The sequence below is a fragment of the Escherichia sp. MOD1-EC4550 genome (assembly GCF_963876935.1).
Classification (GTDB): Bacteria; Pseudomonadota; Gammaproteobacteria; order Enterobacterales; family Enterobacteriaceae; genus Escherichia; species Escherichia coli_F.
On sequence record NZ_CAWNSE010000016.1, the window covers coordinates 17792 to 41850 of the forward strand.

General features: G+C 46.6%; 16 protein-coding genes and 1 tRNA gene. 11 read left to right on the plus strand and 6 right to left on the minus strand.

The genetic code is table 11. The annotated features are described in order from the left end of the window. Positions 1-171: 171 nt before the first annotated feature. The 3 genes from AACU19_RS13275 to AACU19_RS13285 are packed head-to-tail and all read right to left on the minus strand — an operon-like array spanning position 172 to position 2704. On the minus strand, positions 172-957 hold the full coding sequence (locus AACU19_RS13275) for a hypothetical protein (RefSeq protein WP_105279018.1): 786 nt from the start codon (positions 955-957) through the stop codon (positions 172-174). Positions 958-968: 11 nt separating this feature from the next. Continuing rightward, positions 969-1982: a GTPase family protein gene (locus AACU19_RS13280; RefSeq protein ID WP_105279019.1), complete on the minus strand. Its 1014-nt coding sequence runs from the start codon at positions 1980-1982 to the stop codon at positions 969-971. Positions 1983-2020: 38 nt separating this feature from the next. Then, on the minus strand, positions 2021-2704 hold the full coding sequence (locus AACU19_RS13285) for a WYL domain-containing protein (protein ID WP_105279020.1): 684 nt from the start codon (positions 2702-2704) through the stop codon (positions 2021-2023). Between the two features lie 575 nt (positions 2705-3279). On the opposite strand from AACU19_RS13285, the gene AACU19_RS13290 reads away from it, so the two are divergent. The 5 genes from AACU19_RS13290 (at position 3280) to AACU19_RS13310 (ending at position 14266) form a co-directional block, all read left to right on the plus strand. After that, complete coding sequence (locus AACU19_RS13290) at positions 3280-6693, plus strand: DEAD/DEAH box helicase family protein (protein WP_105279021.1); 3414 nt, start codon at positions 3280-3282, stop codon at positions 6691-6693. Positions 6694-6756: 63 nt separating this feature from the next. After that, positions 6757-8391, plus strand: a complete 1635-nt coding sequence (locus AACU19_RS13295; protein ID WP_105279022.1) for a type I restriction-modification system subunit M — start codon at positions 6757-6759, stop codon at positions 8389-8391. After that, entirely contained in the window at positions 8388-9560 is a 1173-nt protein-coding gene (locus AACU19_RS13300; protein ID WP_105275530.1) for a restriction endonuclease subunit S, read from the plus strand. Before AACU19_RS13295 ends, AACU19_RS13300 begins: the two co-directional genes overlap by 4 nt. Positions 9561-9566: 6 nt before the next feature. Then, positions 9567-12848, plus strand: a complete 3282-nt coding sequence (locus AACU19_RS13305) for a DEAD/DEAH box helicase (RefSeq protein ID WP_105279023.1) — start codon at positions 9567-9569, stop codon at positions 12846-12848. 152 nt (positions 12849-13000) lie between these two features. Further along, on the plus strand, positions 13001-14266 hold the full coding sequence (locus AACU19_RS13310; protein ID WP_233991484.1) for a hypothetical protein: 1266 nt from the start codon (positions 13001-13003) through the stop codon (positions 14264-14266). A gap of 369 nt (positions 14267-14635) precedes the next feature. Here the strand turns inward: AACU19_RS13310 and AACU19_RS13315 are convergent, their stop codons facing one another. Further along, positions 14636-15904 carry a tyrosine-type recombinase/integrase gene (locus AACU19_RS13315; RefSeq protein WP_105279024.1) on the minus strand — a complete coding sequence of 423 codons (1269 nt, stop codon included), beginning with the start codon at positions 15902-15904 and terminating at the stop codon, positions 14636-14638. A gap of 200 nt (positions 15905-16104) precedes the next feature. Then, positions 16105-16189 (minus strand) — tRNA-Leu (locus AACU19_RS13320). A gap of 195 nt (positions 16190-16384) precedes the next feature. Here AACU19_RS13320 and ahr point away from each other — a divergent pair. After that, entirely contained in the window at positions 16385-17404 is a 1020-nt protein-coding gene (gene ahr / locus AACU19_RS13325) for an NADPH-dependent aldehyde reductase Ahr (protein WP_015364387.1), read from the plus strand. A 3-nt stretch (positions 17405-17407) separates the two neighbouring features. Here ahr and idnK read toward each other — a convergent pair whose 3' ends face one another. Further along, positions 17408-17971, minus strand: a complete 564-nt coding sequence (gene idnK, locus AACU19_RS13330; RefSeq protein ID WP_000896738.1) for a gluconokinase — start codon at positions 17969-17971, stop codon at positions 17408-17410. A 216-nt stretch (positions 17972-18187) separates the two neighbouring features. Between idnK and idnD the strand changes: the two genes are divergently transcribed. The 5 genes from idnD to AACU19_RS13355 all read left to right on the plus strand — a co-directional run bounded on the left by idnD (position 18188) and on the right by AACU19_RS13355 (position 24036). Beyond that, positions 18188-19219: an L-idonate 5-dehydrogenase gene (idnD, locus tag AACU19_RS13335; protein WP_001197418.1), complete on the plus strand. Its 1032-nt coding sequence runs from the start codon at positions 18188-18190 to the stop codon at positions 19217-19219. 23 nt (positions 19220-19242) lie between these two features. Then, complete coding sequence (idnO, locus tag AACU19_RS13340) at positions 19243-20007, plus strand: gluconate 5-dehydrogenase (protein WP_000998700.1); 765 nt, start codon at positions 19243-19245, stop codon at positions 20005-20007. 64 nt (positions 20008-20071) lie between these two features. Then, complete coding sequence (gene idnT / locus AACU19_RS13345; RefSeq protein WP_001128336.1) at positions 20072-21391, plus strand: gnt-II system L-idonate transporter; 1320 nt, start codon at positions 20072-20074, stop codon at positions 21389-21391. Between the two features lie 66 nt (positions 21392-21457). Further along, on the plus strand, positions 21458-22456 hold the full coding sequence (gene idnR / locus AACU19_RS13350; RefSeq protein WP_001422765.1) for a DNA-binding transcriptional regulator IdnR: 999 nt from the start codon (positions 21458-21460) through the stop codon (positions 22454-22456). A gap of 77 nt (positions 22457-22533) precedes the next feature. Beyond that, on the plus strand, positions 22534-24036 hold the full coding sequence (locus AACU19_RS13355; RefSeq protein WP_105279025.1) for a helicase HerA-like C-terminal domain-containing protein: 1503 nt from the start codon (positions 22534-22536) through the stop codon (positions 24034-24036). Positions 24037-24059 lie beyond the last annotated feature (23 nt).

Consider the following 24059-nt stretch of genomic DNA (forward strand, 5'->3'; position numbering starts at 1 on the left):
CATAACACTATATCAGTGAGCGCCTGACAGGACCGTTGCGGTGCATCTAGCGACGCGTAACTACACTATGCCCGGATGAAATACGTTTCGTTTAACGTCGTCGAAAAATAATTAACCGGGGAATAGCCTGCTTATTTAGCAGGAATTCCCCGGATGCTGCTACAGGTAAAATTAGGAATTAAATGTCCAGCTACCCGTATCGGTCACAATATCAGCTTCAATGATACGGTCACACTTCATATATTTGAACGTAGCCACATCACCGAATTTATATTTGGCTGGCAGGGTTCTGTTACCGACGCTCTCCATTTTACAGTTCCCTCTGTTTACCCGAATGGATTTCAGCACCACGTTGTCATCAGTGATAGTGAGCTGAATAACACCATATTTGGTATTCCAGCCTTCATTGCTGACGGAGCTGCCGAACTGAACTTTAAACGGTGGTGTCGTAGATTGCTGTGCCTGCTGTTGTTGAGAGGGAGCAGGTTTATTAACCTGCTGGCTACCAACGCTATTAATGCCATTCTGAAGGAGGCTCCTGGAAACCTTAATGGTACCCGGCTTGCATGATACTGTGCTGGTTTCCTGCCCCGTTGCATTCATGGCAGTGTAATAAGCATCACCTGTACCGTCATATTCTGAATAATTGACTGCAACCGCGCCTTCGATATCTTCATTTTCTCCACGTAATGTGAAAGAAGCGGTTCCTGCTCCCGGATTAGCCGCCAGAGTCTGTTTCGCTTCGCCGGAAGGAATATCCAGTTTGATAACGGAACCTCCTTCTTCGGAGTCACCACCTGGCGTTTCAAAACTGATATAAACGGTATTGCTGACGTGGCTGAGTGTCATTTGCTCGCCGTTATCCAGCAGACATTGCAGGTCATAGGCCCCGACTGCATAAGCAGGGTGGAATGCAAATAAAGATACAAACAATGCAGGTATAATGATTAGTTTCATTAAGCACTTCCCTATCCAAAAAAATGGTCCCAGGCATTACCAGCCCACTCGATAAGTTTGTCTTTCCCCTTACGGGTAAGCTCTTTGACAGGCTTTGGTAACGGAAAAGAATCAATCACGTCATCGAGTATTCCGGAGATTACGCTGCCGAAGCCGTTTTTTGCTTCCGTCTTTACCTCTTCGGTTTTGAACTCATCCTTAAACTGCGAAGCCGTGCTACTTTTAGCCCGATCAGGCAAAGCCCGAATAATAGTCTCTACCAGACGAAGGATGTTGTAGCCCTCATCGGCGGAGACAGGTGTCACCGGATAGTGCGTAAAACCAAATCGTTCAGTAATGTAGGCTTCTTTCTTTTCGATGTTGATGCGCTGTGCAGGAGATGGCTGATGCAGATGAGTATCCCACTCGCGGAATGGCTCAATTTTATCAACCTGGTTAAGGACGAATAAAACGCGCTCACCCCCACCAGCAGGGAGCAGAACATTGTTGTAGAAATGCTCATCCGCAGAAAAGGCCCGATCGTCTCCTTTTATTACCCACAGGATAAGATCCAGGGAGGGAAGCAAATTGCGGTATAAATCTTCATACTCCTTATCCCGCCGGGCATTCTCACCGACACCAGGTATATCAATGATCTTTAGCGAATGTTTGCCGAAGCGTATACGCAATTCCTGAACTTCGCGAGTACATGCCTCAACGTCGCTAACTGCACAAACCTCCCCTTTAAACAGCGCATTACATACGCTGCTTTTCCCCGCGCCAGTTTTTCCCATGACACCAATCACGGGTTCATAGTCGATGGCTTCACTGATTTTGTTCAACAGCTTTTCCCGCAGTGGCTGAGGGAAAATATCAAGAATATCCCTGATGTCGGGTATATGCGGTTTGCTATCACCTTTTTGCTCGTTGTCACCATTACGTTCTGGAAATATATTGCCCCACATTCCAAAAATCCCGCCTTCCCTTCTGGTGACGCCACTGGCATCAGTAATCATCCGGCCTTCGCCCTTTACCGGGTCATCCATACGATGTCTCCTTTTTAATTTGAAATGAACGTTGTCTGTTACTCTCTGAAGGTCTGAATTACGTCACTTATGAAACGAAAGTGAGGGAGGGCTGAAATAAACTCTTCACTGGCAGTCAGAGCGTCAAGTTCAGGCTTTCTGCGAAAAGAGGTATCCAGAACGGTTACGGCGTTAACGTCTTCCATCCGAAATACCTGTAAATTTCTGGTGCGGGTAGCGACAAGAAACCAGTTTTTGGACTGAAATATCAGACGGCGGGGAGCTACTGCTTCGTAGCTTTTACCGTTAACCAATAATGTAACGGCGCGGTAGTCGCGGATAGCTTCCGCCAGTTTCAGAAAACAGGCGGTTTGTGTAACTGGAGATGGCAGCCCTCCATGCCCTATAAGGCACGGTGAGCTTCCGGAGTTACTGGTAATCAGTCGAATTAACCTGCGATTCTGAGCCGGAATAATCCCTGAAATCCCGGAATTACGGATGAACGCAAATGTGTTGGGTGAGTGCTCCCGGCCCGTTCGGCGGGTAAGTCGGTAGCTTCCGCTGGAATGTTCGAGATCCAGATGGATCAGGCGTTGCTGAAAATCCCTCTGTAGGGTGCGTTCTGAGACACCAAATTCATCAGCTAACGCTTTAAGCTCCAGAGATTCGCCAGCCAGTAAGCGGGTAATAATGACTGATAGCCTGACCGACAGACGGTCATAATGATCATGCTGTGTTTTCATAGTGGGGACAGTCCTGTTCTCCCAAATATCATGGTATTGATACGGGAGATTATGCCGTACAGGTACGACACATTATGTCGTACCAAAGGGGAGTGGATAGAAAAAATGGCGAAGAAGCGAAGCGTTGATTAATTCATTGAAATAAAATGAACTAATCACAATCTTTGGTAAAAGCGCCATCAAAATACGACACGACCTGTCGTATTTTGTGTTAGCCGGGAAAAGATATCTGCTACTTACTAAAATGATTTAGTGCTGAAAATATTTATAAGCCAATAAATAGACAAGTATTACGGAGTAACGCCCAGGCTATGTTAACGAGCCCGGTGTTTTATTGGCTCAAAAAACATATCCCATAGATGATCAGCCATACCCTCGTTAGTAAGCAAGGTATCCCTTGAGTAGCCATGGCTGAAGACGCCCATTGATGGGCGAAAACCAAGGTTCTGGCCGTTAGAGCTATTATGTCGTTAAACACATCACCACCATATGCCATCCGACTCACTTCGTCGGCCAAATTAGTGTGATATTCTTTTCAGAATTTCTGTTGTATCCACAACATAAGGCGATGATTGATGGAGCAGTCTCTCAATTTTGAAATGTTGCGCAGCCAGTGGCCGGAACTGGCTGAACTCGCGTGCATGGCGGAACGCTATGTTCACTCCGATCCGGAAAGCTGTCTGGTCAAGCTGCGCAACTACACCGAATTGATGGTGCGCTGGTTGTATCGTCAGGAGCGGTTGCCGGAAGGTATTAAGGCTAATCTTTACGATTTAATGAATGCTGATGTCTTTACCAGCATGATGCCGGAAGCCATCATCATGAAAATGGATGCGCTGCGTATCCATGGCAACCGTGCCGCGCACGGCGGACGTATCAAAGCTAAAGATACTTACTGGCTGCTCAAAGAAGCGTATTTGTTGGGAATTTGGCTGTATGTTCGCTACGCCCACGGTAATGTTGATGACTGCCCCAAATTCACTCTCCCTCCATTAACACCATCTTCAGGTCGTGCAGATGAAAAACGTCTGGAAGATGCAATCAAGGCTCAGGATGAAAGCCGTGAGCGCGAACTGGCGCTACAACGCGCACTACAACAAGAACAGGAAAAGGCCGAACACCTCACTCAACGCCTGAATGAAGCCAGAGCGCGTAACCAGCATGTTGCCGATATTCTCTCTATTGATGAAGCGGAAACCCGCCGTCGCCTGATTGACTCTCGCCTGCTTGCTGCTGACTGGAATGTAGGCGAAGAACTTAATAATACCGATCAGGTTACGCAGGAACACCCAGTTAAAGAACAACCTACTGCGACCGGTGACGGTTATGCGGACTATGTCTTGTGGGATGAGGCACACAAACCGCTGGCGGTGGTGGAAGCAAAAAAAACCAGCGTCAATGCCGAGCAAGGACGAATTCAGGCTCGGCTGTATGCAGACTGGCTGGAAAAAGAATATGGTCAGCGTCCGGTCATCTTCTACACCAACGGCTACGATATCTGGCTGTGGGATGACCATAAAACTCATGGTTATCCGCCGCGTCGGGTATTTGGCTTCTACAGCAAGGAAAGCCTGCAATATCTTATTCAGCAGCGTGAAACCCGTCTGCCGCTCAACAGCGTGCCGCACGTTAAGGACAATGAAGGCAAAGCAGTTGCCGGACGTCTATATCAGCTTGAAACCATTGCCCGCGTCAGCGAACGTTTCACCAACAAGTATCGCCAGTCGTTGATTGTTCAGGCTACCGGTACAGGTAAAACCCGCGTGGCTATTGCACTGAGCAAACTGATGATTGATGCCCGCTGGGTAAAACGCGTCCTGTTTCTTTGCGACCGCAAGGAACTACGTAAACAGGCGGCGAATGCCTTTAATCAATTCACCAATGAGCCGCTGTATGTGGTCGGGAAATCGAAAAAAGCAGACAGGCAGAACGCCAGGATCTACATTGCCACCTATCCCGGTATGATGAAAATCATGGACCATTTCGATGTCGGTTATTTCGATTTGATTATCGCCGATGAATCCCACCGCTCTATCTACAACGTCTACGGCGATCTGTTTAAGTATTTTGATGCCCTCCAGATTGGCCTGACGGCCACGCCGATTGACATGGTGAGTAAAACCACTTTCGGCCTGTTTGGTTGTGAAGGACGTATTCCTACCGCCAACTACAGCCTGGAAGATGCCATCGCCGATAACAATCTGGTTCCCTATGAGGTTGTCACGCACACCACAGAATTCCTGCGCGAAGGCATCAAACGGGAGAAATTAAGCGACGCACAAATCCGCGAACTGGAAGAACAAGGCATAGATCCCAATACGCTGGAGTTTGATGGTAAGGCGCTGGATGAGGCGATCTACAACAAAGACACCAACCGCTATATCCTGCGTAACCTGATGGAAAATGGCCTGAAAGATCGGGACGGCCAGTTGCCTGGTAAAACCATCATTTTCGCCCGTAACCACAAACACGCGCTGCTGTTGAATGAATTGTTCGACGATATGTATCCGCAGTTTGCCGGACGCTTCTGCCAGGTCATCGACAACTACGATCCCCGCGCCGAGCAACTGATTGATGATTTTAAAGGGCTGGATGAAAGCACTAACAAAGAGCTAACCATCGCTATCTCCGTTGACATGCTCGATACCGGTATTGATGTCCCGGAAATTGTGAATCTGGTCTTTGCCAAACCGGTCAAATCAAAAGTGAAGTTCTGGCAGATGATTGGCCGTGGTACGCGCCTCTGTCCGGGGTTGTACGGTTACGACGATAACGGCAAACCGCTGGATAAACAGAAATTCCGCATTTTCGATCACTGGGGCAATTTTGAGTATCACGAACTGCATACCGAAGAGGCCGAAGTCACAGCGACAAAATCGCTTGCGCAAAAACGCTTCGAAGCGTGGGTTATGCTGGGGGCCGCTGCGCAGCGTAAATTCGACAAACAGGCGGTGGATTTAGTTGCTCACCAGCTTCGCGAGCAAATCAACGCACTGGATGAAAAGTCGATTGCCGTACAGGAAAAGTGGCAGCAAAAAGCGCAGTACAGTGATGAAAAGGTGCTGCGCCAGCTTTCTCCGAAAACACAGCAGGATCTGCTATCTATTCTGGCCCCGCTGATGCAGTGGCTGGACGTGCGCGGGCAAAGCGATGCTATGCGTTTCGATATGGATATTCTGGCGGCGCAAACTGCCCGTTATACCAACCCGGAAGAGCTGGATGTGCTCTGGCCGGTCATCGTCGAAAAAGTGGAGCGCCTGCCGCCGCATTTGGCGCAGGTGCAGCAACAGGGACAACGAATCAATCAGCTTCGTGATCTAGGCTGGTGGAAGCAAGCCAGCCTGGAAGAGCTGGAGGATATTCGCATTCATCTGCGTGGGATCATGCACCTGATGGAAAAAGACGCGACGCCAAAATTTGGTTCGATACAGGTGGATATTACCGAAGATGCGAACCTCATCCAGACAGAAACCCGCAAAACTAATATCCGCTCGATTGATTTCAAACTCTATCGCCAGCAGGTTCAGGGGGCACTGGAGCCGCTGTTCCAGCAAAATCCGGTGCTGAAGAAAATCCGCAGCGGCGAGCCAGTCACGCAAAACGAGCTGGATGAGCTGGCGAAGCTTGTGCTGATCCAGAACCCCAACGTTGATATTCGTGCGCTGAAAGAGTTCTATCCGCAGGCAACTGCCAGCCTGGATAAACTTTTGCGTACCATCATCGGGATGGACAGCGACGCGGTGGAAGTGCGCTTTGCCCAGTTCGCCGCTGATAACAGTCTGACCAGCCAACAACTGCGCTTCCTGTCATTGCTGAAAAACCACATTCGCGATTACGGCACCATTGAAATGCGGCAGCTCTTTGAACAGCCTTTTACGCATATCCACAACGAAGGCGTTACCGGTGTGTTCCCTGATATAGAGCAGATCGCCCGCTTGCAAAAGATAGTCGAAGAGCTGGGTGTTGTGACCGACGCAGCGACGGTATAATACACGCATGACAAGCCCCGGCAGCGGGGCTTTTGTATTTAAAACAGGATATAAACGCTAACAATGATCACTGGTGACTTAAAAAGTAAAATCGACGGACTATGGGAAGATTTCTGGGTGGGTGGTATCACTAACCCGCTGACCGTAATCGAACAGATCACCTATCTAATGTATTCCCGGATGCTGGATACTCAGGAACAACGCGACGAGAAGCGTAAACAAATCGCGGGTATTGATTTTAAACCGCGTTTTACGCCAGAACAGCAGGAGTTCCGTTTCAGTCACTATAGCAATCTTGGCTCGGATGAGATGATGGAAGTGGTGCGCGATGGCGTATTCCAGCATTTTCGTCAGCTCGGCCAGGCCGATGCATCGAAGGTGACGCTGCTGGGCAACTTTATGAAAGATGCTCGTCTGGAGATTGTTAAGCCGTCATTGCTTACCAAAGCGGTTGAGGTGATCAAAAACCTGCCATTGGATCGCGGCGATACCAAAGGCGACCTTTACGAATACCTGTTAAGCAAGCTGACCACTGCCGGAATCAACGGCCAGTTCCGCACGCCGCGCCACATTATCCGCACAATGGTTGAAATGATGGAACCGAACCCGGCCCGCGGCGAGACGATTTGCGATCCAGCCTGTGGCACCGGTGGTTTTCTGGCAACCAGCTATGAATATCTGCTGGAGAAGTACAGCTCGCTGGAATCCATTCATACCGAGATTGGCACCAACGAACGTGGCGAGCTGGAAGAACAAAAAATCTTTACCGGCGATCTGCTGACACCGTGGCGTAACCATGTAGATAACAATATGTTCCACGGTTACGACTTTGACACCACCATGCTGCGTATCGCCGCTATGAACCTGATTATGCACGGTGTGGAAGCGCCTGATATCCACTATCAGGACACCATGAGCCAGAGTTTTAGCACAAACTTCCCGCAGGCCAGTAAAAACGCTTTCAACCTGATTCTGGCAAACCCGCCGTTTACCGGTTCACTGGACGAGGAAGATATCGACTCCACGCTGTCGGCAATGGTGAAAACCAAGAAAACTGAGCTGCTGTTCCTGGCACGTATTCTGCAAATGCTGAAAGTTGGCGGACGCAGTGCCACTATCGTGCCGCAGGGCGTGCTGTTTGGCTCCAGTAAGGCGCACCAGTCACTTCGCAAAACGCTGGTGGAAGATAACCAACTGGAAGCGGTGATCAATCTGCCTTCCGGCGTATTTAAACCTTACGCTGGCGTGGCGACGGCGATCCTGATTTTTACCAAAGGCGGTCAAACGGATGAGGTCTGGTTCTACGATCTACAAAATGACGGCTACAGCCTAGATGACAAGCGTAACCCGATAAAAGAGAACGATCTGCCGCATCTGCTGGCAAGTTGGAAGCATTACCGTACTTTACGCGGGCTACCGGTTGATAACTTTATGGGTGAGAAGTTAGCCTCGTTGCTGAAACAGCAGTACCCAGAAGGGATTGATGCTGGCGTTGATTTTAAAGATCGCACGCAGGCGGCGTTTGTGGTGCCGAAAGCGGATATTGCTGCGCAGAAATACGATCTCTCTATCAATCGTTATAAAGAGGTGGTGTATCAGGCGGAGGAGTATGAAGATCCTAAGGTGATATTGAAACGGTTAAAGGATCTGGAAAAAGAGATTCTGGCGGATTTGGATGAGCTGGAGGGGATGCTGTGAGCAGGAAAGAATATTCCTTTATTGAAGTATGTGATATCCAAGGAGGAACTCAGCCTCCAAAGGACGAGTTTGTTTATGAAAAAAAAGATGGATATATAAGGCTTTTACAAATCCAAGATTTTAAAAGAGAGGATAAAACTGTTTATATTAAGGATAGGCATACTCTGAAAAAATGTAATGACGATGATATTCTAATAGGTAGATATGGAGCATCTATTGGAAAAATTCTCTCTGGGTTATCAGGAGCATATAACGTTGCTTTGGTTAAAGCCATCCCTGATTTAAAAAAAATAAACAAGAGATTTTTATGGCATTTTTTAAACAGTGTAGTATTTCAAGAATTTATAAAAAATGTTTCTACTCGAGCCGCTCAAGCTGGGTTTAATAAGGATGACTTAGCAAAGCTAAAAATATATTTACCCTCTTTAAATGAGCAAGTGAAAATTGCTTCTGTTCTTGATTTATCTGATGCCATACGCAAAAAACGAGAACAAACTATCAAACTGGCTGATGATTTTTTGCGTGCTACATTTTTGGAGATGTTTGGTGACCCTGTTGAAAATCCAAAAAAATTTAAAAAATCCCCCATTACTGAATTGGCAGATGTCATTACAGGTTTTGCATTCAAAAGTAATGAGTACATTAGTGATTCGTCTGAAGCGGTACGGCTTTGCAGAGGGGCAAATACGCTTACGGGATATTTAGATTGGGCTGATACAAAATTCTGGCCAAAAAACAAACTGGAAAAACTAGATAATTATTTAATTAAGGCAGGTGATATTATCCTTGCTATGGACCGTCCGTGGATATCAAGCGGGTTAAAAGTATGCATATTCCCTGAAAATCAGCGAGAAACGTACTTAGTTCAGCGTGTAGCTAGGTTACGACCTCGTTGCGAATCTTACACAAACTATATTTACAGTTGTATTAAATCGCCAGCTTTCGAAAAGCATTGCTGCCCAACAGAAACAACGGTGCCACATATCTCTCCTGTTGAACTTAAAAATTTTGAAGTTCTAATTCCGCCCGACGAACTCATGGTTAATTTTCATTCGATTGTATCAATAATCAACAATAGCTTAAATAAAATGGCGTCAGGCGATATTGATAGCGACGCCCTCTTCTCTAAGTTAAGTCAGCAGGCTTTTTCAGGACATCTTAAGAGGTAAGTACATATGGACTTATTTGACCTGTTAACAATTAAATTTACCTTGCCCGCGAAAGCTGCCCCTTTAAGAAAAGTGGGGGGAAATTATGTTCATAAATTACTTTGCCGATCAACAACAGTATCGGCTCAAGTAAGAAATGCACGTTTCCAAGGATATTTTGAACTTGTTACGGGTCTAAAGCCTCCTCTAGACTGTATCTATCTGAAAGATCCAAATTCTAGGGGGAAATGCGCAGATGGTGTAGCTTCCCTTAAAGCTAAGGAACCATTTACATTCGAAAAATGGCGAGAAGATACTGAGTTAAGCTGGGAGCAATTTCCAGAGCAGGTATTTAGCACTTCATCTGATGAAATTAATGAACAATGGCATCATCAATTTCAGTTTAGAGAGGACGATCCAGAGCGCTATTCTCCTGGTCTCAGAAAACCCCAACTGGGTGCACTTCATGCAATTGCAGGCTATTTCGCTACTGATTTGCAGGTAGAACCGGCTACTGTCGTACTGCCCACTGGAACGGGAAAAACGGAAACAATGCTGGCTACCATGATATACCAGCGATGCGAGCGAATTTTGCTCATAGTCCCATCTGACTCTCTCCGAACACAAATATCCAAAAAATTCATTGAGTTGGGATGTTTGCCAGAGTTAACAGTCGTTCCGCCTAACATTGCACTCCCTAATGTCGCTATTATTAAGAAGGGAATTCAGGTAGCGGAAGAAGCTGAGCAATTAACTTGTGAATCAAATGTCTTGGTTGCTACGACCAGTGTTTTGTCTGCATGCTCCGAAACAGCATTAAATGCACTTTGCGAGTCATGTAGCCATCTTTTTGTTGATGAGGCTCATCATATCTCAGCCTCATCATGGCAGACAATTCGCGAACGATTTAAAGACAAACGTGTTGTGCAGTTTACAGCTACCCCCTTTAGGAATGATAAGAAGTCCCTTGGTGGGAAAATTATCTATAATTACACTATGGGGGAAGCCCAACGAGCAGACTATTTTACAAATGTAAATTTGCTGCCTGTAGAAGAGTATTACTCTGATCTTATGGATCATGCAATCGCAGAGACAGCTATTGGTCAACTGCGTAAAGACTTAAATAATGGCCTTGATCATTTGCTTATGGCCCGTACTAGCAATAAGCAGCGAGCAGAAGAAATACTGACTATTTATCAGAAAACTGTACCGAACTTTAATCCAATCGTTGTTCATTCTGATTATCCTAAAACGGAAATAAAAAAACGTCTTGATAAATTATTATCAAGACAATCAAGAATCGTTATTTGCGTAGACATGTTGGGAGAAGGCTATGATCTACCCAACCTGAAAATTGCCGCTTTGCATGATCATCATAAGTCTCTTGCAGTAACTTTGCAGTTCATTGGCCGTTTTACTCGTGTCAATAAAGCAAAAAAAATCGGTCAAGCCAGTGTAGTCATGAATGTTGCAGACCCTAATGTTGAAGGTGAATTACAGCATCTATATTCAACAGATGCCGATTGGGATAATGTATTAAGGAGACTCTCTGAAGGACGAATTGCGAGAGAGATTAGATTGCAAGAAGTCGTGGATGCCTTAAAAAGAAAAGGTGATTTACACGATCAGATTTCGCTCTGGAATCTTGAGCCAAGCTGCTCTGTCATGTTATTTCAAACATACTGTGACAATTGGGAGCCTGAAAGATACAAGGAAAAGCTGCCCAGATTCGATGAATCCTGGCATGCAATAGCAGAAGATGAGAATTTGCTTGTTGTGCTAGCTATCCAGGCAACTTCAGTCCGGTGGGGAAACTACAAAGATCTTAAAGATACCAATTATAAAATTCTAATTGCTCATTGGGATCAAGACAGATCCGCCTTGTTTGTATTCTCAAATGACTATAATGCATTTCGAGTTGAGCATCTAGTCAGTGCTATTTGTGATGATAAATTTGAAGTTGTCAGTGGTGAAAAAGTCTTTAATGTATTTAATGGTATTGAATATCCTTTGGCAAGAAATTTAGGCGCATCCCAAATTGGAGCAATCAGCTTTACCCAATACTTTGGCCCAAATGTCACTGAGGGGCTATCATTAATTGAAGCGTCTCAATCAAGCTTAAGCAATATTGCTGCATTAGGTTATGAATCCGGAAACCGTGTAATCTGGGGATGCTCGCAACGCAAAGGTAAAGTCTGGTCACCACAAAAAGGTGGCAGCATTGCTGATTGGTGCAACTGGGTTAAGAAAGCCTGGGACAAAATTTTTAGTTCGGAACCAGATCCAAACAATCTTACGCGTAACTTTTTACGCCCTGTTCCATTACTTGAACCCTATCATGAATATCCAATATCAGCTCAATGGGGTGAGCATTTGCTTACTGCGTTCGAAGATAAAGTTATTTTTCATTTTGATGCTATATCAGCTCACTTATATTTAGTAGAGGTGAAGACTGCTGGAAAGTTTGACGATGGCAATGTGCGGCTCATTTTTTCTACAGATGAAACTTCATCTGAATATAAATTATGTCTTACAGGTAGTACTACAGCAAAAGGTTATGTCTATCAGTTGATTTCCGGCCCTGAAGTCTTTGTACAGCGTGGTGAATCTGAACCTGTATCACTATCAGAATATATGGAAATTGATCCAGTAATGATTCATTACTCCGATGGCTCATTTTCTTACAACGCTCATATAGTTCATGTAAGCCAAAATATTGGCCTTTATGACAAAGACGAAATTGTAGCTTTTGATTGGAATGGAACTGATGTTCGAGTGGAATCAATGGGCTATTTTCGTGATCCATCATCCATCCAATGGCGTTGGTACTGTGAAATTAAAGATAATTACGATGTCATTATTAATGATGATGGGAAAGGTGAGTCAGCAGATTTAGTGGGGTTGAGAATAGTTGATGACTGTATTGTTCTCTCCTTAATCCATTGCAAATATTCAGGTTCAGAAGAAGCAGGAGCCAGACTTAAAGACCTTTACGAAGTATGTGGGCAGGCACAGAGATGCATTCGTTGGAAACACCTGAATCTTTCCTATTTATACCACCACATTAAGCGTCGCGAGGAACAGTGGCGATCGCGTGGTCATTCTCGCTTTCTGAAAGGCACTATAAAAGACCTTGCTGCTATGAAAGAGCGCTCCAGAATCACACCTCTTAAATTCCAAGTTGTTATTGTTCAACCAGGGCTTAGAGTAAGTAAAATTAATGAAGAAGGCCTTAAGCTACTTGGCAGTACGGCCTTATTTATCAAGAAAACAACGATAGCAGATTTAGTTGTTATTGGTTCTAAATAGGACGAAAAATTGACAACATTCGACTTTAGCAATATTAAACAACGAATTGAATATGCTATAAAAATGATGGAAAAAGCAAGAAAAGAGAGTAAATTATGATCCTATTCTTTTATCCCTACATAATGCTTTGCTATAGCGCTGGATACGCTTTATTGCAAACACTGGATGGGATGGGTGTGATTAGTACCAACTTTGTAGAAATGAACGCACAGGGTGCTCTTTTGAGCAGTTACTGGTCTCCCAATAAAGTTGCTGTAGTCTTAGGAGGATGTTTTCTTGAGCTCTTTATCTTATTATTACCCTTTGTTTTCTTGAGCTCATGGATACTTGCCAGAAAAAAGGGACTCATCATTTGTTTTGTTCTTCTTATAACCCCTGGCCTGTTATCGCTCTGTCACCTTCTTCCTGCTATCCAGTGGTTGCCATTGACCTATGAAATAGGAGGTACAGGTGCAACGGGTAACGCAGCTGGACTCGGAAGTCTTAGCTTCATAGGGCTATTGAGTGGTTGGGTTTTGGCAGTAATCATTAGTGATATTTTTGCTACAGGAGAGAAATTCAGACAGTGGACAGATATTTTCCTAATACTGACAGCAGTTGGTAACGGTATTTTCTGGGTATCAGACAGAGAGGTGACTGTCGGTAAAACCGCATATGAGAAAACAATTACGGAAATTAATGATGCAGCCAAATACCTTCTTTTTCAGGTGAAAGACTACAGCCGCATGTGTGACAATAACGGGCTTACCGATATGTCATCTTGTCAGTGGGCATCGTACATTCAAGAAACGCTAGAAAATATTGCTAGTACAAAATCATCTGTTATTGAATATGTAATACCTGAAAATCTTGACACCTTCTACCGAATTCCTGAGTACTATAGCAATCAAGTATCTCCAGATAAAATCAGACAGGAATTCCAAGACTTCAATAAAAAACTATGCCCAAATAAATCTCTTTCCAAAACAATAACACAATTGCCATCACCTTCTCGATGGTGTCAGACCCCACCCCCAGCTTACTGCAATGCCATTCAAGAGGGAAAATATAAAACAGACATGTCAGACCGTTTCGCTGTCGCCAATGAGTGTGTAACCACATCATTATTAAGGTACCGCCAAGTTTTATTAAAAGAACAAGCTCGTTTATCCTTAAGTAAAAATGCCCCTCATTATAGATGGATGTGGTTTATTGCTATGTCTTTTTTTATTGGTGGGAAAATTGCCAATGTAATGACAAAAATAGGTAATGTAGAGAATCGTCTCATAACTGAGAAACATAGAGTTAAATTCATCCTTCTAAAAACATGTGGTTTTATTGTGCGTACATTAATAAGATGTGCCATCTTATTTCGGAAAGTGTTTTTTTCAACGATCAATTATATCAAAAGATTGAAGAAAATTAAGCATGATACTTAAATAGAATAGTGACAAACACTCAATTGAAGGTCTTTTTTTGTGTTGAATGAATAAAGAGCAAGGGGTACTTTCTCCTGTACCCTTGTAGTTTACATTAGATGATACATCTGAATCTACCCTGGGGATTCACACTAGCGGCAATAGTGTTTTGTACTCAACCGTTTATACAATAGCATCCATGACTAATTGAGCGTAGAGCTCAGTAATCTTATTAATTATCCACTTATTAAAAGAATTCGTGGATCGCTCTTGCCGATAAAATCAATGAATGTATTGCTCTTGGTGATAATGCCATTGGGAAAAATGACCAACCAGCCATCCCATTAAGGCTAGCCGATTAACTTTAATTAAACCGATATAGCATTCAACTCACTCGCCATTCCCCCGGTTGATCTTCGCATAGTCAAACGGCGTAATCGCTCTCTCCCGATTCGCATCCAGAAAATCCGCCCACCACTGCAACATCAGCTTGCGCTCATCCAGATGTTCCGCTTTATGGATATACGCCGCCCTCACCGAATTGCGTTCCATATGGCTCATCTGCCTTTCCACCGCATCCTTCGACCATAGTCCTGACTCAATTAACGAACTACAGGCCATTGTGCGGAAGCCGTGGCCGCAAACTTCAACCTTAGTGTCATAACCCATCACCCGTAGCGCACTGTTTACCGTGTTCTCGCTCATGGGCTTACGCGGATCGTGATCGCCAATAAAAATCAGCTCATGTTCGCCACAGAACTGTTTTATCTGCTTCAGGATCGCTAGCGCCTGCTTTGAAAGCGGCACCAGATGAGGTGTACGCATCTTTGTTCCTCGCTGAGAATGTTTCACGCCGGGAATCGGTTCTCGCTCAGGAGGGATGGTCCACATTGATGTTTCAAAATCGATCTCTGACCAGCGAGCAAAACGCAGCTCACTGGACCGAATAAAGATAAGCAGAGTAAGTTCCGTTGCCCAGCGAGTTAGCGGCCTGCCGGTATAGCTGTCTATTTTCTCAAGTAACTCAGGGATGCGCTTTAACTCCAGCGCCGGACGATGCTGTCGATTACTGGAAGCAACCGCCCCCGCCATCTCTTGCGCCGGATTGTAATCAATTAACCCGCTTTGCACTGCATAACGCATGATGGCCGTGGTGCGCTGTTGAAGGCGGGAAGCCACTTCAAGACGCCCGGATTTCTCCACGGCTTTAATAGGAATTAACAGATCGCGGGTGCCCAGTTCAGCAATATTGCGAGCACCAATTGCCGGGAAGATATTGTCCTCCAGGCTCTTTTTTACACGATTAGCATGATCTTCCGACCATTTTTGGTTGGTTACGAGCCACTCTTTGGCAACCTTCTCGAAAGTAATAATCTCTTTCGCCTGCTCTTCTTTCACAGCACGCTTATGCTCACGAGGATCGATACCAGCAGCTACCAGCTTTCTGGCCTCTTCCCTTTTCTTCCTGGCATCCGCCAGCGAAACTTCCGGGTAAACGCCGAACGCCATCAAATGTTGTTTACCACCAAAACGGAAACGAAATCGCCAATACTTTGAACCGCCAGGTTTTACAAGTAAGGACATGCCGTCGCCGTCAACAAGTGAATACTCTTTCTCCTCAGGTTTCGCAGAGCGAACTTTAGTATCCGTTAGGGCCATAATGGTCTTCCTTCCATTGGTATCTCGTGAGTATACAAGCAATATCGAATCGGCAAATATACTCATTAGTATACTCACAAGCCTGTTGATGTGGGTTGAGTCAGGTTGACTTCAGTTGAGGAGAAAAGCTGGAAAAGCCTTGTGTGGCGCGGATTTCAGGCATAAAAAAAGACCTCAGTTGAGGTCTATTTACATACTTTTGGTGCCGAAGGCCGGACTCGAACCGGCACGTATTTCTACGGTTGATTTTGAATCAACTGCGTCTACCGATTTCGCCACTTCGGCACTGAAGAGGTATGCGGAAAACGTTGTGGATTATACCTGTCGCACGCCACCATGCAAGCGCCAGCTTGCTCGCACCTCGCTAAGTGCTGAAATTTTCAGCATTGCATACCGTGATGTGTAACCTTTGTCACACTCCAGGCACCCCGCCCTACCATGCTCTACACTTCCCAGACAACACCAGAGAAGGACAAAAATATGTCGATGATAAAAAGCTATGCCGCAAAAGAGGCTGGCGGCAAACTGGAAGTTTATGAGTACGATCCCGGTGAACTGAAACCACAAGATGTCGAAGTGCAGGTGGATTACTGCGGGATCTGCCATTCCGATCTGTCGATGATCGACAACGAATGGGGATTTTCACAGTATCCGCTGGTTGCCGGGCATGAGGTGATTGGGCGCGTGGTGGCGCTCGGGAGCGCCGCGCAGGATAAAGGTTTGCAGGTCGGTCAGCGTGTCGGGATTGGCTGGACGGCGCGTAGCTGTGGTCACTGCGACGCCTGTATTAGCGGTAATCAGATCAACTGTGAGCAAGGTGCGGTGCCGACGATTATGAATCGTGGCGGCTTTGCTGAGAAGTTGCGTGCGGACTGGCAATGGGTGATTCCACTGCCAGAAAATATCGACATTGAATCTGCCGGGCCACTGTTGTGCGGCGGTATCACGGTCTTTAAACCACTGTTGATGCACCATATCACTGCCACCAGCCGCGTTGGGGTAATTGGTATTGGCGGGCTGGGGCATATCGCTATAAAACTTCTGCACGCAATGGGATGCGAGGTGACGGCCTTTAGTTCGAATCCGGCGAAAGAGCAGGAGGTGCTGGCGATGGGTGCCGATAAAGTGGTGAATAGCCGCGATCCGCAGGCACTGAAGGCTCTGGCGGGGCAGTTTGATCTCATTATCAACACCGTCAACGTCAGCCTCGACTGGCAGCCTTATTTTGAGGCGCTGACGTATGGCGGTAATTTCCATACAGTCGGCGCGGTCCTCACGCCGCTGTCTGTTCCGGCCTTTACGTTAATTGCGGGCGACCGCAGCGTCTCTGGTTCAGCAACCGGTACACCTCATGAGCTGCGTAAGCTGATGCGCTTTGCCGCCCGCAGCAAGGTTGCGCCGACTACCGAACTGTTCCCGATGTCGAAAATTAACGACGCCATTCAGCATGTACGCGATGGTAAAGCGCGCTACCGCGTGGTGTTGAAAGCAGATTTTTGAAAATCATTCGCAGCGCTGATCTGAGGCGCTGCCCTCTTTCGCACATATTCTGTTTTGTCTTATCGCCAGCACAGCCTGCCGACATTGTTCGGTGACATTGGCAATATCATGGTTGATATCAATGCGCACAATATCCTGTTCATCTGCTTGTGGTCGCTCCAGCGCCTCAAACTGACTTTTTAGTAACGCTACCGGCATAAAATGCCCAGCCCGACGCTGCATTCGCGCGAGAATAGTTTCATAATCGCCATCTAACCAGAGGAAATGAACATGGGGGCTACCCTTGCGTAAAATATCACGATACTGTTTTTTTAATGATGAACAGACAATAAATCCTGTTTCATTCTTTTTATAAAGACTGTATGAAGCATCATTTAAGCGTTCCAGCCAGGGAAGTCGATCTTCATCAGATAATGGAATGCCTTGCGACATTTTATCTATATTTTTGGCTGGATGAAGATCGTCACCATCAATAAATTTCGCAGACAATAACGCGGCAACCTTGCTACCAATTAATGTTTTACCACTCCCTGATACGCCCATCAAAATAAAGCTTTCACCCGCCATTTAAAATCTCCTGAATCATCTTACCTGCGGCGATACTACGCCTGGCGGCATAATAATTTCACGTTTTTTTATTTCTGTTGATAAGAATTACAAGGCACATCACGTTATGCGTAACATAGTAATGTAACAATTTTCTGACGTGATCTTCATCACAAATAATGACAATTAAAACCGCTTAAATGCTTCCGAGGTGTCTACCTGACCAGTGAGGAATTTATGCAAGTGAAAACACAGTCCTGCGTTGTTGCGGGCAAGAAAACTGTTGCCGTTACCGAGCAGACGATAGATTGGAATAATAATGGAACATTAGTACAAATAACCCGAGGTGGAATTTGCGGTTCCGATTTACATTATTATCAGGAAGGAAAAGTAGGTAATTTCATGATAAAGGCACCGATGGTGTTAGGTCATGAAGTTATCGGTAAAGTTATTCATAGCGACTCATCAGAATTACATGAAGGGCAAACGGTAGCCATTAATCCGTCTAAACCTTGCGGTCACTGCAAATACTGCATTGAACATAACGAGAATCAGTGTACAGAGATGCGTTTTTTTGGCAGTGCCATGTATTTCCCTCATGTTGATGGTGGCTTTACCCGTTATAAAATGGTCGAAACGTCGCAATGTGTCCCTTATCCGGCCAAAGCTGACGAAAAGGTTATGGCTTTTGCCGAACCTTTAGCCGTCGCGATTCATGCCGCACATCAGGCCGGCGAGTTACAGGGCAAGCGAGTATTTATTTCCGGTGTTGGGCCCATTGGCTGCCTGATTGTCAGTGCTGTGAAAACACTGGGGGCCTCGGAAATTGTCTGTGCCGATGTGAGTCCCCGTTCCCTTTTGCTGGCCAAAGAGATGGGGGCGGATGTGCTCGTAAACCCACAAAACGACGACATGGATCACTGGAAAGCGGAAAAAGGCTATTTCGATGTCAGCTTTGAAGTGTCCGGTCATCCTTCATCAGTGAATACCTGTCTGGAGGTCACTCGTGCACGCGGCGTAATGGTGCAGGTAGGTATGGGAGGCGCGATGGCAGAATTCCCAATGATGACGTTGATTGGTAAGGAGATTTCACTCAAAGGCTCTTTCCGTTTTACCAGCGAATTTAATACCGCAGTGTCATGGCTGGCGAATGGCGTTATCAATCCACTGCCTTTACTGAGTGCTGAATATCCCTTCACTGACCTGGAAGAGGCGCTACGTTTCGCCGGTGATAAAACCCAGGCAGCAAAAGTCCAGCTTGTTTTCTAAGAGATAAATAAAGGAATAATACAATGAACGATCTATTTTCACTGGCAGGAAAAAATATCTTGATTACCGGTTCAGCACAGGGCATTGGCTTTTTACTGGCAACCGGCCTGGGTAAATATGGCGCACAAATAATTATTAATGATATTACTGCCGAACGCGCAGAACTTGCTGTAGAAAAACTCCGCCAGGAGGGTATTCGGGCCGTTGCCGCACCTTTTAATGTTACCCATAAACATGAAATTGATACCGCCGTTGAACATATCGAAAAGGACATCGGCCCCATTGATGTGCTGGTGAATAACGCCGGTATCCAGCGCCGTCATCCTTTTACTGAGTTCCCTGAACAAGAGTGGAATGATGTGATCGCAGTAAACCAGACCGCCGTGTTCCTGGTGTCGCAAGCGGTAACTCGTCACATGGTTGAACGCAAGGCGGGTAAAGTTATTAATATTTGCTCGATGCAAAGCGAACTGGGACGTGACACCATCACCCCTTATGCCGCATCGAAAGGAGCGGTAAAAATGCTCACCCGCGGCATGTGCGTCGAGCTGGCGCGCCACAATATTCAGGTCAACGGTATTGCGCCGGGCTATTTCAAAACAGAAATGACTAAAGCACTGGTTGAGGACGAAGCCTTCACCGCCTGGTTGTGCAAACGGACCCCCGCCGCACGCTGGGGCGATCCGCAGGAACTGATTGGTGCTGCGGTATTCCTTTCTTCAAAAGCCTCTGATTTCGTAAACGGCCACCTGTTGTTTGTTGATGGCGGCATGTTGGTGGCTGTTTAACAGCCACTACCCTGCGTGCAGCGCGAAAGCGCTGCTTTTCTGGCACTAATAAGAGATAAAGACTATGCCATTAATCATTATTGCGGCAGGCGTCGCGCTGCTTCTTATCCTGATGATCGGCTTTAAAGTTAACGGCTTTATTGCCCTCGTTCTGGTAGCTGCCGTCGTCGGATTTGCCGAAGGGATGGATGCACAGGCCGTCCTGCACTCTATACAAAATGGTATCGGCAGCACGCTCGGCGGGCTGGCAATGATCCTCGGTTTCGGGGCCATGTTAGGCAAGCTGATTTCTGATACGGGCGCGGCACAACGTATCGCCACTACGCTGATTGCTACTTTTGGTAAAAAACGCGTGCAATGGGCGCTAGTGATCACCGGTCTGGTTGTGGGCCTCGCCATGTTTTTTGAAGTGGGCTTTGTCCTGCTGTTGCCGTTGGTATTTACCATCGTAGCATCATCAGGATTACCCCTGTTGTATGTTGGCGTACCAATGGTAGCAGCGCTCTCTGTAACCCACTGTTTTCTGCCGCCACATCCTGGTCCTACTGCCATCGCGACTATCTTTGAGGCTAATCTCGGAACGACTCTACTGTATGGATTTATCATTACCATTCCGACAGTTATTGTCGCAGGACCGCTGTTTTCTAAACTGCTAACTCGCTTTGAGAAAGCACCACCGGAAGGCTTATTTAATCCTCATCTGTTTAGCGAAGAGGAGATGCCCTCCTTCTGGAACAGTATTTTCGCTGCCGTGATCCCGGTCATCCTGATGGCTATCGCCGCCGTTTGTGAAATTACGTTACCGAAAACTAACACCGTGCGCCTCTTCTTTGAATTTGTCGGTAACCCTGCCGTTGCGCTGTTTATTGCCATTGTTATTGCGATTTTCACACTGGGCCGACGTAATGGACGCACCATCGAGCAAATCATGGATATCATTGGGGATTCTATAGGCGCTATCGCGATGATTGTGTTTATTATCGCTGGCGGCGGCGCGTTTAAGCAGGTATTAGTAGATAGCGGTGTCGGGCAGTATATTTCACACTTAATGACCGGAACTACGCTTTCGCCGTTATTGATGTGCTGGACTGTTGCGGCGCTGTTGCGTATCGCTCTGGGCTCTGCCACCGTCGCGGCCATTACCACCGCGGGTGTGGTGTTGCCGATTATCAACGTTACCCATGCCGATCCCGCTTTAATGGTACTGGCAACCGGTGCGGGCAGCGTGATCGCGTCACACGTAAACGACCCTGGTTTCTGGCTATTTAAAGGGTATTTTAATCTGACGGTTGGTGAAACGTTGCGTACCTGGACGGTGATGGAAACCCTTATTTCTATTATGGGTTTGCTGGGCGTGTTAGCCATTAACGCCGTATTGCACTGAAAGAATAAAATATTGTGATGTAGTTTCGGGGGAAGATTGAAGATTCCCCCGACGTTGGGAGAAGTTATGCGCAATCACAGAATTTCTTTACAGGATATCGCTACGCTGGCTGGCGTAACAAAAATGACCGTGAGTCGTTATATCCGCTCGCCGAAAAAGGTGGCAAAGGAAACAGGCGAGCGCATCGCCAAAATTATGGAAGAGATCAATTATATCCCTAATCGCGCTCCCGGCATGTTGTTGAATGCACAAAGTTATACCCTCGGTATCTTGATTCCGTCATTTCAAAATCAACTCTTCGCTGACATTCTCGCGGGAATAGAATCCGTCACCTCTGAGCATAATTATCAGACCCTTATTGCTAATTACAATTACGATCGCGATTCCGAAGAAGAGTCGGTGATTAACCTGCTCTCTTATAACATTGACGGGATTATTCTTTCGGAAAAATATCACACCATCAGGACGGTGAAATTTCTGCGTTCAGCCACCATTCCGGTCGTGGAATTGATGGATGTACAGGGAGAACGGCTGGATATGGAGGTCGGTTTTGATAATCGGCAGGCCGCTTTTGACATGGTGTGTACCATGCTGGATAAGCGAGTCAGGCGCAAAATTCTGTATCTCGGTTCCAAAGATGACACCCGCGATGAACAGCGTTATCAGGGGTATTGCGATGCGATGATGCTGCATAATCTTTCCCCGTTACGCATGAATCCACGCGCCATCTCATCCATTCATTTAGGAATGCAATTAATGCGTGATGCCCTTAGCGCAAACCCGGATTTAGACGGTGTATTTTGCACCAATGACGATATTGCGATGGGTGCGCTTCTGCTGTGCCGCGAGCGAAACCTCGCCGTGCCAGAACAAATTTCCATTGCGGGTTTTCATGGGCTGGAGATTGGCAGGCAAATGATCCCAAGCCTCGCCAGCGTAATTACTCCCCGTTTTGATATTGGTCGGATGGCCGCCCAAATGTTGCTGAGCAAAATTAAAAATAACGATCACAACCACAACACTGTTGACCTCGGGTATCAGATTTATCACGGTAACACGCTTTAGGTTATTTTCTCTTCATTACACGTATTCTCTTTGCCGGACGTTGCCTATACTCCAGGCAGGAAACTGGAGGAAATCTCATGAGCGAACCCCTGTTAATTGCCCGCACGCCGGACACAGAACTGTTTTTACTGCCGGGAATGGCTAACCGTCACGGGCTGATTACTGGCGCAACGGGGACGGGTAAGACCGTTACGCTGCAAAAACTGGCGGAGTCATTGTCGGAAATCGGTGTACCGGTGTTTATGGCTGATGTAAAAGACGATCTGACCGGCGTCGCGCAGGCAGGAACTGCGTCGGAAAAACTGCTCGCAAGGCTTAATAATATCGGCGTCAATGACTGGCAACCACATGCTAATCCGGTGGTGGTGTGGGATATCTTTGGCGAGAAAGGCCACCCGGTGCGGGCGACGGTTTCAGACCTGGGGCCGCTGTTGCTGGCGCGACTGTTGAATCTCAACGATGTGCAATCTGGCGTGCTGAATATTATCTTCCGCATTGCTGATGATCAGGGGCTGTTACTGCTCGACTTTAAAGATTTGCGGGCGATTACCCAGTACATCGGCGATAACGCCAAATCCTTCCAGAATCAGTACGGTAATATCAGTAGCGCATCGGTTGGTGCCATCCAGCGTGGGCTGTTGTCGCTGGAACAGCAAGGCGCAGCACACTTTTTTGGTGAGCCGATGCTGGATATCAAAGACTGGATGCGTACCGATGCCAATGGTAAAGGGGTTATCAATATCCTCAGCGCCGAGAAGCTCTACCAGATGCCGAAACTGTATGCCGCCAGCCTGCTGTGGATGCTTTCAGAGTTGTATGAACAATTGCCGGAAGTAGGCGATCTGGAGAAACCAAAACTGGTGTTTTTCTTCGACGAAGCACATCTGCTGTTTAACGATGCGCCACAGGTACTGCTGGATAAGATTGAGCAGGTGATAAGGCTTATTCGCTCAAAAGGCGTGGGCGTCTGGTTCGTTTCGCAAAACCCGTCAGATATTCCGGATAATGTGCTCGGGCAGCTCGGTAATCGCGTTCAACACGCTTTGCGGGCTTTTACGCCCAAAGATCAGAAAGCGGTAAAAGCGGCAGCGCAAACCATGCGGGCCAATCCGGCGTTTGATACCGAAAAGGCAATCCAGGAACTGGGGACCGGCGAGGCGTTAATCTCGTTTCTCGATGCGAAAGGAAGTCCTTCAGTGGTGGAACGGGCGATGGTTATCGCGCCTTGTTCGCGAATGGGGCCGGTGACGGAAGATGAGCGTAACGGCCTGATTAATCACTCCCCGGTGTATGGCAAGTACGAGGATGACGTGGACCGGGAATCCGCCTATGAGATGTTGCAAAAAGGCTTTCAGGCCAGAACCGAGCAGCAAAATAATCCTCCCGCGAAAGGGAAAGAGGTGGCGGTGGATGACGGTATTCTTGGTGGATTGAAGGATATTTTGTTTGGCACTACCGGACCGCGCGGCGGGAAGAAAGATGGAGTGGTGCAGACAATGGCGAAAAGCGCCGCCCGCCAGGTGACGAATCAGATTGTGCGTGGTGTGCTGGGGAGTTTGCTGGGGGGGAGAAGAAAGTAAGTCAGGTGCGATTTGTCTTTGCC